This is a genomic window from Facklamia lactis, assembly GCF_015863205.1.
Taxonomy (GTDB): Bacteria; Bacillota; Bacilli; order Lactobacillales; family Aerococcaceae; genus Facklamia; species Facklamia lactis.
In genome coordinates this window covers 78,556-91,627 of sequence record NZ_JACBXQ010000001.1, presented here as the reverse complement: position 1 = coordinate 91,627, position 13,072 = coordinate 78,556, and the positions used below count along the sequence as shown (strand labels likewise).

Annotated in this window: 8 protein-coding genes; 2 read left to right on the top strand and 6 right to left on the bottom strand. The window is 36.3% G+C overall.

Annotation, left to right across the window (positions count from 1 at the left end; genetic code table 11):
• Positions 1 to 987 (bottom strand): ABC transporter substrate-binding protein, encoded by a 987-nt coding sequence (locus tag HZY91_RS00415; RefSeq protein ID WP_197113414.1) that lies wholly within the window; start codon positions 985 to 987, stop codon positions 1 to 3.
• A gap of 399 nt (positions 988 to 1,386) precedes the next feature.
• On the opposite strand from HZY91_RS00415, the gene HZY91_RS00410 reads away from it, so the two are divergent.
• A complete protein-coding gene (locus HZY91_RS00410) occupies positions 1,387 to 3,117 on the top strand; it encodes an Rqc2 family fibronectin-binding protein (RefSeq protein ID WP_197113412.1) in 1,731 nt (576 codons plus the stop codon).
• 24 nt (positions 3,118 to 3,141) lie between these two features.
• Here the strand turns inward: HZY91_RS00410 and HZY91_RS00405 are convergent, their stop codons facing one another.
• The 5 genes from HZY91_RS00405 to parE form a co-directional block, all read right to left on the bottom strand.
• Positions 3,142 to 4,068, bottom strand: a complete 927-nt coding sequence (locus tag HZY91_RS00405; protein ID WP_197113410.1) for a manganese-dependent inorganic pyrophosphatase — start codon at positions 4,066 to 4,068, stop codon at positions 3,142 to 3,144.
• A 126-nt stretch (positions 4,069 to 4,194) separates the two neighbouring features.
• The gene (gene pflA, locus HZY91_RS00400; protein ID WP_197113408.1) at positions 4,195 to 4,965 is read right to left on the bottom strand and encodes a pyruvate formate-lyase-activating protein; all 771 of its coding nucleotides are present in this window, start codon (positions 4,963 to 4,965) and stop codon (positions 4,195 to 4,197) included.
• 78 nt (positions 4,966 to 5,043) lie between these two features.
• On the bottom strand, positions 5,044 to 7,299 hold the full coding sequence (gene pflB / locus HZY91_RS00395; protein WP_197113406.1) for a formate C-acetyltransferase: 2,256 nt from the start codon (positions 7,297 to 7,299) through the stop codon (positions 5,044 to 5,046).
• Between the two features lie 290 nt (positions 7,300 to 7,589).
• Positions 7,590 to 10,067, bottom strand: a complete 2,478-nt coding sequence (parC, locus tag HZY91_RS00390; RefSeq protein ID WP_197113403.1) for a DNA topoisomerase IV subunit A — start codon at positions 10,065 to 10,067, stop codon at positions 7,590 to 7,592.
• On the bottom strand, positions 10,067 to 12,205 hold the full coding sequence (gene parE, locus HZY91_RS00385; protein WP_197113401.1) for a DNA topoisomerase IV subunit B: 2,139 nt from the start codon (positions 12,203 to 12,205) through the stop codon (positions 10,067 to 10,069). Before parE ends, parC begins: the two co-directional genes overlap by 1 nt.
• 188 nt (positions 12,206 to 12,393) lie before the next feature.
• Between parE and HZY91_RS00380 the strand changes: the two genes are divergently transcribed.
• Positions 12,394 to 12,996 (top strand): nitroreductase family protein, encoded by a 603-nt coding sequence (locus HZY91_RS00380; protein WP_197113399.1) that lies wholly within the window; start codon positions 12,394 to 12,396, stop codon positions 12,994 to 12,996.
• Positions 12,997 to 13,072: the final 76 nt, after the last annotated feature.

Genomic DNA, 13,072 nt, shown 5'->3' with positions numbered 1-13,072 from the left:
TTATTCGCCTCCAATTTCATTTAAACTTTTTAACAAGTATTTCGGGATGGTGATATCTAATTTTTCCACCGTTTTAGCATTATAAACTTTATACTTAGTCTTCACGTAAGAGATAGGTATATCTCCAATTTTTTGTCCTTCTAAAATTTTTATAGCAACCAATGCTGCTTCATGACCGATTTCTGCTTGATTAATGGCTAGGGCTGCTACTCCTCCTTGACTAACCATCATATCAATTGAAGGATAGATTCCAATGCCCGAATCCTCAGTAACATCTAATAAGGCTTCAAAAGCAGAAGCAACCGTATTATCTGCCCCCACATAAATCGCATCCACTTGGCCTGCTAATTGTAATCCTACCATCTGCACATCGATCGCTTGAGCTACCCCTTCCAATTCGACCTTCAAGCCTAATGATTGAGCCACTTCTTTTGCTTTTTCTGCATCTGAGCGACCTGATTCATCAGAAGTAGAATATATAATCCCTAACTTTTTAATCTCTGGTTGTATTTCCTTCATCAACTGAAAGTGCTCTTCTAAAGGAACTTGATCGGAAACTCCCGAAATATTTTGACCTGGCCGATCTAAATTATCTACTAAACCAGCTGTCAAAGGATCAGTAATCCCCGCCAGTATAATGGGTATTTCTTGTGTCTTCTCTTGAAATGTTTGAGCAACAGGAGTTGTAATCGCAAAAATCAAATCAGGCTGATCGTTCACTACCTGATCTGAAATCGTTTGAAGTAAACTCATATCTCCTTCTGCATTTTGTTGATTGATTGATAAATTAACGCCCTCTTGATAACCTGACGCTTGAAGTTGATCAACAATTCCTTGATGAATATCATTCAATGATGGATGAGACACTAACTGGACAATAGCAATTTCTAACTCCTCTTTATTTTGAGCCGCTCCCTCCACATTTTGAAAATTAGCCGTTAACATAGCCAATGAAGAGAAAAAAATAAATTTTATTAAAGTCTTCATTTTGAGTCCTTTCTTTGAATACAAAAAAGCTAACGCACATACTATATGCGTTAGCTTCCTCCACTTACCATATAGTATGTATCAATACATCTACATGGTAGGCTGGACTGCTTGCCACATAGATACAAAAGTAGTTATCACAAACTACGGTTGTATCCAGGGAAATGCCCAAGTCTACAACCTATCTATGCCAGCCTTGCCAGCGATTAAATTGAATGTTGCTACCTGAAAACATTTCCTCGACCTCCTAATTTATCTTAAATTCAGTTTATGGTAATGATTAAATTTTGTCAAGCAAGTTTTTCATCAATTTCTAATAAAAAATCAAACTTCTTTCTAGCCTGCTTCTGTCATTTAAGTTACAATAAAGAATAGACTTTCTGAAAGGAGTGAAAAACCTTGTCCATAGATGGATTTTTTACCCGAGCATTATGCGCTGAACTTCGCAATCAACTGAATAAAGGTCGTATCCATAAAATTTATCAACCTTTCGAGCAAGAATTACAACTTGTCATTCGAGCTAATCGGACAAATCACCGTCTTTCTGCTTCTATTCATCCTAATTATTTTTCTATCTATTTAACAGATGAAAGACCTGCTAATCCTGAGCATGCTCCAATGTTTTGTATGTTATTACGCAAATATCTAGAATCTGCCTTTATAATTGACATCCAACAACATGAAAATGATCGAATCATTGATATGCGACTAACTGGCCGAGATGAAATCGGAGTTGAACAAGAATATCTTCTTAGTTTTGAATTAATGGGACGACATTCAAATATTATTCTGGTAAATCCAACAGAAAATACAATCATTGATTGTATCAAGCACGTTCCGAGCACAATGAACTCCTATCGTTCACTTACACCAGGCTCAACATTTAAAAGACCACCCAAAAACACAGAACAACATAATCTATACACACTAACAGATCAAGAATTATATCAGTTCTCTCTTAAATATCATGACACCCTAGCCTCTGGAAAGGCTTATCAAGTGATTCAAGGCATGGGAAAACAACTTTCAAAAACAATAGCTTACTGGATGTCAGATACAGGAGAAGAGCTGTCCGCTATTACGGCTCTTGAGCGTCTAAAGTCTGCTTTAGACTATCCAGCACCCACTCTTTATCAAACAGATCATTCAGTTAAATTTTATGCTTTTGATCTTCCCCACATAGAAGGAATAAAAATCGCCTATTCCTCTCTTTCTGAATTGTTATTTAATTTCTACCATCAAAAAGTTCATTTGGACCGAATCAAACAATTATCAGGTAACATTATCCAAAAGATTGAACAAGTCATTGATAAAAACAAGAAAAAATTATCCAATTTAGAAAAAGATCGAGCAATAGCAAAAGAAGCTGACACCTATCGAATTATGGGTGAATTATTAAATGCCTTTGCTTATCAAATTCCTAATGGTCAAGATGAGATAACGCTCAACAATTATTATCAAGAGAATCAAGAAATAATCATCAAACTCAACCCTCGTCTATCTGCTGTTGAAAATGCGCAAGTGTATTTCAAGAAATATCAAAAATATCGAGATGCCCTAAAATATATTCAACGCGAAGAAAAGCTGGCCAAAAACGAAATTAATTACCTCGAGGGAATTCTTATCCAACTTGAACAAGCGGACTTAGAAGATGTAGAATCTATCAAACAAGAATTAATCGAAGAAGGATACGTTTCACAAAAGAAAATTTCTAGTAAAAAAAGGGCTAAGACAAAAAGCAAACCAAGACGCTTTAAATCTAGTGATGGTTGTCTGATATATGTGGGGCGCAATAACCAACAAAATGACGAACTTTCATTGAAAAAAGCCGCAAAAAACCACTGGTGGCTCCACGCAAAAGAAATACCGGGTGCGCATGTTATTATAGAATCTGATAAACCTTCCGAACAAACAATGCTCGAAGCTGCACAATTAGCAGCTTACTATTCCAAATTTTCTTCTTCTGCTAATGTCCCCGTTGATACTGTCCAAGCCAAGCAGCTCAAAAAACCTAACGGAGCAAAACCTGGCTTTGTAATCTATGAAGGTCAAAAAACACTTTACGTTACCCCCGATAAAAATCTTATCACTCAATTGGCAATCGATAACAAAAAAAGTAGCACAAGTTAGCTTGTGCTACTTTTTTTATTTTAATTAGCTTAAAGCTGCAGTCAAAGGAGGAACTACTTGTTTTTTACGAGAAACCACTCCTGGCAACTCAAATTGCTGATCTTTAATTTCAGTATTAAAAGCTTCTTCAATCACCCGCAAGTCTTCACCCACTGCTAATCCAATGGAATTTGACTCCAATACATCTGTAATCACTAAGACAAATAGTTCTAAATCCATCTCTGCTCGTTTTGCTGCCATCACTTCTAGCAGACCCTCCTTACGAGCCAGAACCTCTTCAAAACCAATAATATTGGTTTGACCAATTCGGATATTCTTCTCATTCATAATAAAGTTTTTAGCATCACCATCTACTATTTCTTCATCTGTCTGTTTACTAATATCAGCTCCAGATTTTAAGAACTCAAGCCCATACTCGTAAAGATCAACTTGAGCAATTTCAGCTAATTTTAAGCCAATTGCTTTATCTTGTTCCGTTGTTGTAGGAGACTTAAATAACAGAGTATCCGAAATAATAGCTGACAACATAATTCCAGCAATATTTTGTGGAATTTGATGTCCAAATTCTTGAAACATTTTATAAAGAATAGAAGCTGTACACCCAATAGGCTCTGCCCGATAGTATAGTGGTTGAGCTGTATTAAAGCCTGAAATACGGTGATGATCAATCACATAATCAATTTGAACTTGATCTAAATCATCAACTGATTGTTGTGGTTCATTATGATCAACCAAAGCTACATGGGTCACTTCATTTGCAGCAGTTTCTATCATTCGAGGTACTGGTAGACCAAATTTTTCTAATGCAAACACAGGCTCGCCACTTACTTCACCTAATGCAACAGCTTCTGCTTCATGACCTTCTTGCTCTAAAAAATAAGCAAAGGCAATAGCTGATGCTATTGTATCCGTATCTGGCTTCTTATGTCCAAAAACTAAATATTTTGTCATTATTATATCCTCCTCATATCAGTTACTCCTATAGTGTAGCATCTTTTCTAGAAAAATAGAATGCTCGCTTCACATTTCCAATCCCTTTATTAATGCTTTTTGATGCAAAAATCATTCCATCTTATTCTATTTGTTCAAATATCCGGTATATTGGTCTACTTTTAAAATTTTTTTAGCATTCTCAACTCGTTCAACACTCGGCGGCTCAATACCTTCAAGCTTATATTTATAACCTAGAGCCGTATATTTATATACCCCCATCTTATGGTACGGTAACACTTCAAATTTTAAAACATTCTTTAACCCCGCAACAAAATCGGATAAACGATATAAATACTCATCATAATCTGTTCGTGTAGGAACCAAAACGTGACGAATCCAAACATCTTGTCCTATTTCAGACAAATAATTTGCTAAATCAATAATATTAGAATTCGGATGACCCGTTAAATGAATATGTCCTTCATTATCAATATGCTTAAGATCAAACAGTAATAAATCGGTATATTGTAGTAATTGATTAAATTTTGAAAAAAAAGGTTCTTGATAAGTAAATGGTTGACCACAGGTATCAATGGTAGTATGAACGCCATTAGCTTTACAAATTTTAAAGTATTCTATCAAGAAATCCATTTGTAATAAGGGTTCTCCTCCTGACACCGTGACTCCACCATTATTCCCCCAAAAAGCTCGATATTGCTTTGCTTCATCAAATAACTCTTGCGCTGTATAAGCTTGGCCACCGGTTATTTTCCAAGTATCAGGATTATGACAAAATTCGCATCTCATTCGACAACCTTGCATAAAAGAAATAAAACGAATACCTGGCCCGTCTACTGATCCAAATGATTCTGTAGAATGAACATAACCAATTGTTTGTCTCCTTGTCTCCACCATTTTCTCACACTCCTTCCCCATTAAGAAAAGTGCAGCCAGCAAAAGTGGCTGCACTTTTTATAGTTTTTTTAAAGATGTTTACATTGCCTCGTGCATGGTACGATTAATAACATCTAATTGCTGTTCACGTGTTAATTTAATAAAGTTAACCGCATAACCAGAGACACGAATCGTCAATTGTGGGTATTCCTCTGGATGTTCCATCGCATCTAATAAAGTATCACGATTAAAAACATTAACATTTAAGTGATGGCCACCATTAACAGAATAACCATCCAACATGCTAGCAAGATTGGCTTTCTGAGTTTCTTCTTCTTTTCCTAGTGCTTTAGGGACAATTGAGAATGTATTTGAAATACCATCCAAAGCATATTCATAAGGCAATTTTGCCACAGATAGCAGGGATGCCAACGCTCCATGAGTATCACGACCATGCATAGGATTCGCTCCAGGTGCAAAAGGTTCTCCTGCTCGACGACCATCTGGCGTGTTTCCTGTTTTCTTACCATATACAACATTAGAAGTGATCGTTAAAATTGACGTTGTATGAACGGACTCTCGATAAGTTTTATGCTTACGAACTTTTGTCATGAAAGCTTTTAATAAATCTACAGCAATTTGATCGACACGATCATCATTATTACCATATTTAGGGAAGTCTCCCTCTGTTTCAAAATCAATCACTATGCCTTTGTCATCACGAATTGTTTTAACTTTAGCATATTTAATAGCAGATAATGAGTCAACTGCTACTGAGAAACCTGCAATTCCTGTTGCCATAGTACGTAATACTTGAGTATCATGCAGAGCCATTTCAAGACATTCATAAGAGTACTTATCATGCATATAATGAATAATATTTAAGGTATTGACATACAATTCTGCTAACCATTCCATGATATCGTCATATTTAGTCATCACTTCATCATAATCTAAGAACTCTGATTGAATCGGAGCATATTTCGGTCCTACTTGAGCATGAGATTTCTCATCAACTCCACCATTAATAGCATATAACAAAGCTTTTGCAAGGTTTGCTCGTGCTCCGAAGAATTGCATTTGTTTTCCTACTCGCATCGCAGAGACACAGCATGCAATCGCATAGTCATCGCCATATTGCGGACGCATAACTTCATCATTTTCATATTGAATAGCAGAAGACACAATGGACATCTTAGCAGCATATTCTTTAAATGATTGAGGTAATAAAGGCGACCATAAAATGGTTAAGTTTGGTTCTGGAGCTGGCCCTAAATTAGATAATGTATGTAAGAAGCGGAATGAATTTTTAGTTACTAATGGTCGTCCATCTAACCCAATTCCTCCAATTGATTCTGTTACCCATGTTGGATCTCCTGAGAACAATTCATTATATTCTGGTGTTCGAGCGAACTTAACTAATCGTAGTTTCATCACAAAATGATCGACTAATTCTTGCGCTTGTTCTTCTGTCAGTGTTCCATTTTCTAAATCACGTTCAATATAAATGTCTAGAAAAGTTGAAGTGCGTCCTAAAGACATTGCAGCTCCATTTTGTTCTTTAACAGCAGCTAAATATCCAAGATATAACCATTGGAAAGCTTCTTGAGCATTCTCAGCAGGACGAGAAATATCAAAACCGTAAATCTCACCTAACTCTTTTAATTTTTGTAAAGCACGATATTGTTCAGAAACTTCTTCCCGTAGACGCATAATATCTTCAGACATCATTCCATTGCCAATATTGGCAAAATCTTTTTGTTTTTCTTCCATTAATCGTTCTACACCATATAATGCTACACGACGATAGTCTCCGATAATACGGCCACGTCCATAAGCATCCGGTAATCCTGTGATAACTCCAGAACGACGGGCTGCACGCATCTCAGGAGTATAAACGTCAAAAACTCCTTGATTATGTGTTTTACGATATTCCGTAAAAATATGTTCAGTCTCTGGATCTATTTCATATCCATAAGCTTCTAAAGAATTAACAGACATACGAATCCCACCAAAAGGTTGCAATCCTCTTTTGAACGGTTTATCAGTCTGGAATCCTACCACCGTTTCTTTTTCCTTATTGAGATAGCCTGGGCCATGTGAAGTAATGGTTGAGACTGTTTTTGTATCCATATCTAGAACGCCACCGGCCTCACGCTCTTGCTTATTAAGATCCATAACCTGTTCCCAAAGATCCTTTGTGTTCTGAGTAGCTTCCGCTAAAAAGTTTTCATCTCCTTCATAAAGCTGGAAATTTTCTTGAATAAAGTCACGCACATCTATTTCATCGCGCCAGATACTCCCTTTAAACCCTTCCCATGCTTGATTGATTTCTGTTTGATTGGCTATTTCCATTTTATATTCTCCCTTTCGTTTGCTCAAAACATCACTTGTGTTACGACAAACATAATATAACACATTGTTTTTTAAATGTAAACAGATAAAAATGCTTTTTAAATCATAAGACCGTTAATAACCTTAGTTTTAAAAGAGATTTTTTATTAATAATTATTTCTCACTTAAAACCTGTACTACATAATATAACAGTTTGTTAAATTCACCGGTGATACATTGTAACAGTTAATGGATTATATGATTAACATGTTGTATAAAAAAAGAAGCCTATAAAAGGCTTCACTGTTTGTCTATTGTTCATCTAACATTTTCAGACGAGCGGGATGCATTCCAATCACCTTGGCTAATTTACCTATTTCTTGCAATTGACTTCCGTTGTTTAACCTTGGTGTAATCCCTACATCATACGCCATTAATTCTACACTCTGGCCATTATCGCCTTGAACAACCAGAGGAATATTGCCTTTCGTGAGAGCTAGAGCATCGATAATGCGATGAGGCTTTGACTTCACCTCTTTCAATATAAGCGTTCCTACGCTCCCGCGTCTAGCCTCAGCTATTTCTTCAATATCCATGCGTTTTATATTTCCTCGTTGTGTCAGAATAAAAGTTTGGGGTCTTTCAATCGTTTGATCAATAATAAAGGCTGCAGCTAAATAATCATCATTTTTAATATTCATTCCAATGACACCTTGCGCTCTTAGTCCTTGCTTTGAAACTTGTTCCAGATCATATCGTAAACCATACGAACGATGTGTCATCATTACCACTTGATATTTATGATCTGTTTTAGCTAATTGAGCAGAAATTATCTGATCTTTTTCATCTTGTAATTTCATTGCAATACTTGTTTTTGATTTATAGGATCGATATGTGATGAACTGGTCTAAATTCGTTTGTTTTATTCTTCCAGAGGATGCTACTAAGACAATCGCAACCTCCGAATAATCGATACTGTCTTTTTGGGCAAACACAGCCACTATTTGTTCACCCTGTTGGATTTGATATTGTTGTGACCAATGTAAGCCTATATCTTTCCATCTAATATCGGGTAACTCATGGACTGGCAAATGAATATAATTCCCCTTAGAGCTAATCATGACGATCGAGTCATGTGTTGACAGCTCTTGAACAAAGATTGGATAGTCCAAATCTCGTGATCCTAAATCTGTTGTATCTGAAGCAGTGAACGATCTGACGCTCGTACGCTTCATATAGCCTTCTTTTGTAATCGATACATAAACCTGTTCTTTTGGAATTAATACACTTGTTTCAATGGTTAACGCTTCAACTTTTGCTTCTATCTGAGTTAAACGCGGACTTTGGTATTTCTTTTTTACTTCTTTTAATTCATTGATTAAAACATTATTCAAAATGGTTGGATTAGATAATATATTCTCATACATGTGAATACGCTCATTTAATTCCAGTTTTTCATTTTGCAACGCTACAATGTCCGTATTAGTTAAACGATATAGCTGTAACATCACAATGGCTTCAGCTTGTTCCAACGAAAAACCAAACTCATCCACCAAGTTCTGTTTGGCATCTGTTTTATTTTCTGATTGACGAATCATTGCGATAACTTCATCAAGAATCGAGACCACTCGAATTAAACCATCTACTATATGAAGTCGCTCTTTATCTTTCTTCATATTAAAAGCTGTTCGGCGAGTAATAATTTCTTTTTGATGATCAATATAAGCTTTCAGCATTTGCTCTAGAGAACATAATACTGGACGTCGATTATGTATCGCAATCATATTAAAATGATAATTCACTTGTAAATCAGTGTGTTTATATAAATAAGCCAGTATTTGGTCCGGATCCACTTCCCGCTTTAATTCAATTACCACTGCGACACCATTCATATCTGAATCATCTCGAACATCTGCAATGCCTTCTAATTTTTTAGAAAGACGAATCTCATCTAGCTTTTGGATTAATTTACTCTTATTCACATCATAAGGAATCTCGGAGACAACTAATTGCTTTTTTCCACCTTTTAATGCTTCAATTTCTACCTTAGACCGTAAAACAACCTTGCCTTGACCTGTTTGATAAGCTTCACGGATCCCATCTTTCCCTTGGATAATTCCACCCGTTGGAAAATCTGGTCCAGGTAAGATCGTCATAATACGATCTAAATCAAACGCTTTATCTTGGTGAGTCAAAATGAAAATAAGTGCGTCAATCACTTCTCCTAAGTTATGAGGTGGAATGTCAGTTGCATACCCAGCAGAAATACCTGTTGCTCCATTGACTAATAAATTAGGAAATCGGGCAGGCAACACACGAGGTTCTTCTATCGTATCATCAAAATTCAACATCCATTCTACTGTATCAGAGTGTATATCTCTTAATAATTCCATTGCTACATTGGACAGTCGAGCCTCAGTATACCGCATTGCCGCTGCCGGATCTCCGTCCATTGAGCCTTTATTCCCATGCATATCCACTAATGGTGCTCGATTTTTCCAATCTTGTGACATTCTTACCATGGCATCATAGACCGATGAATCACCATGTGGATGGAAATTACCAATAACATTCCCAACTGTTTTTGCTGATTTACGATAAGGCTTTTCTGCTGTGTTAGAATCATTATACATCGCATATAAAATACGACGTTGAACTGGTTTCAAACCATCACGAATATCTGGTAATGCTCGATCTTGAATAATATATTTAGAATATCGTCCGAATCGATCTCCAATTACTGAAGAAAAATTAAGTTCTTGAACTCCGTGCTGCGATTGCTTGCTCATTATTCATCCCCTCCAAATAAATTAATTTGGCCATCTTCATCACTATCAAAAATCCCCTCTTCTCCATCTGCTTGATCTATCAACTGTTCAACATCTTCTATATCACTTGCAAGATTTTTACTAGCTAAGAGGGCCTCCTTCTCATCATTTTCAAGTTGAAGTCCTGTTCCTTGATTTTCCTTTAATAGTAAATCTTCTTCATCCATTGTAAATTGAACGTTACCTTCTATCCATTTTCGTCTTGGTTCCACTTTATTTCCCATTAGAGTCGAGAGTCTTTTCTCAGAGAGGGTCTCGTCATCAATTGTCACTCTAATCAAAAGTCTAGTTTTAGGGTTCATGGTTGTTTCCCATAACTGTTCTGCATTCATTTCTCCCAAACCTTTATATCTTTGCAACATATATCCTTTTCCCACTTGACGTATTTTTTCAGATAATTCTTCATCCGTCCAAGCATATTCAATAATCTCTTTTTTACCTTTCCCTTTTGATATTTTGTACAAAGGAGGCATAGCTAAATAGACTTTTCCCGCTTCAATCAGTGGTTTCATATAACGATAGAAAAAAGTCAACAATAACACTTGAATATGGGCACCATCTGTATCGGCATCCGTCATAATAACCACTTTATCATAGTTACATGCAGCTAAATCAAAATCAGGTCCCACCCCAGCGCCAATCGTATAAATCATCGTATTTATTTCTTCATTCTTGAGGATATCTGCTAAAGAAGCTTTTTCAGTGTTAATCACTTTTCCTCTCAAAGGGAGAATCGCTTGAAACTTACGGTCGCGCCCTAACTTAGCTGATCCCCCAGCAGAGTCACCCTCGACAAGATATAATTCATTCTTGGATGCATCTTTTGACTGCGCTTTAGTTAGCTTTCCAGAAATGAGTTTTTCTTGTTGTTTATGACTCACTCCTGATCTAGAGGCATCTCGTGCTTTTCGGGCAGCCTCACGTGTCTCTCTTGCTTTTAAAGCTTTCCTAAGAATAGTTTGTGCCCAATTACCATTTTCAGCCAGATAATAACCTAACTTTTCTACAACAAAACCTTCTACGAGAGCACGTATTTTAGGTGTTCCCAATTTTTCCTTCGTTTGACCCTCAAATTGTAAATATTGTTCAGGAATTCTAACTGATACGATAGCAGCAATTCCTTCACGAACATCTGATCCTTCAAGGTTTTTATCTTTCTCCTTAATTAAACCAACTTTTCGTCCATAATCATTAAAAACTTTTGTAATTCCTGTTTTCATCCCTATTTCATGAGTCCCTCCGCCAGAAGTTCGAACATTATTTGCAAAAGAAATGATTGTTTCAGAATAGCCGTCATTATATTGCATAGCAAAATCAATCTCAAAATCATCTAGCTCACCTGAAAAAGAAGCAATTTCTCCCATTGACTCCTTATCTTCATTTAAATAAGCGATAAAATCATAAAGACCTTTTTCATAGTAAAAAGTATCTTTTCGCTCATTGACATGATCCGTTAAAGTAATCGTCAACCCTTTTAGTAAAAAAGCTGATTCTCGCAACCTCTCTGAAATCGTCTCATAATCAATCGATGCCTGACCAAACACCTCAGAATCCGGCATAAAATGAACACAAGTCCCTGTGTCAGTTTTGTTCTTATACTTACGTTTCGTGAGTTTTGAAGCTGGGTGTCCTCCATTTTCAAAACGCATCTGATATTGGAACCCATCGCGTAGAACTGTTACCTCTAACCATGAAGATAAGGCATTTACCACTGAAGCTCCTACACCGTGCAAGCCTCCTGCAGACTTATAACCACCTTGCCCAAATTTTCCACCAGCGTGCAATACAGTAAAAATTACTTGCACAGTTGGAACACCTGAAGAATGTTTACCAACCGGCATACCACGTCCATTATCATAGATCTTTATTGAACCATCTGTTTCAATTGAAACATCAATTTGATTTGCAAATCCCGACAGAGCTTCGTCGACCGCATTATCAACAATTTCATAGACTAGATGATGAAGACCTCTCTGGTCAGTGGAACCAATATACATCCCCGGTCTTTTCCGAACGGCTTCCAGTCCTTCTAATATTTGAATGGCTTCATCATTATAATTTTGTAAACTAGTATTGGATATTTGTTTTTCTCTTGCCATACTTTCACCCTTTAAAAAATATTGTGCCTTCAACGCACTTCAACTTCATTATCATATCAGACATTAGGAAAGATTGGCAATTTTTGTACTAATTAGAGATAAATAAAAACGAGAATTCCTACTTGACTTATTCAAACATTTATTTTAATATCTTAAGTGTAAACAAACAAGATAAGGGAGAGAATATTATGTCAAAATTTATAGATTTAGCTTCTAAACGTCGCTCACATTATGTAGTAGGTAAAAATGTTGATTATACGGTAGAGGAAATTGCTGATTATATAGGAAAAGTTGCTCTTGAGGTGCCGACTGCCTTCAACTCACAAACAAGCCGTCTGGTGATCGTAACAGGGGAAGCCAATGCTAAAGTTTGGAATATTATTCACCAAACGCAAAAAGAAGTGCTTCCAGCTGAAATGTATGAATATTTTAAAGGTCTTTTTGAAGGTTCGGAAAATAACGCCTTTGGAACCATTCTTTTCTTTGAAGATCGTGAAGCGATAAAAGCAAATATTCCTACTAATGAAGAACGACAAGAAATATATAAAGAACAAAACGCAGCTAATACTCAATATGCTACCTGGTTAGCCTTAACTGAATTAGATCTTGGTGCAACCTTACAACACTTTAATGTAGGCTATAAACAAGGATTTGATCGTAGTCTCCGTGAAGCATTAAACTTACCAGAATCATGGGAATTAAATGCCCAAATGCCATTTGGTTCAATTGAAGCAGAAGCTAATCCAAAAGATAAAATGCCAGTAGATGAAAAAGTTTTAGTGATTAAATAAAATAAATTTTTATCAGGTTCTATCATGAACCTGATTTTTGTTGTAAAATTCAAAGCTTGTCCCCTCCTCTCATTGC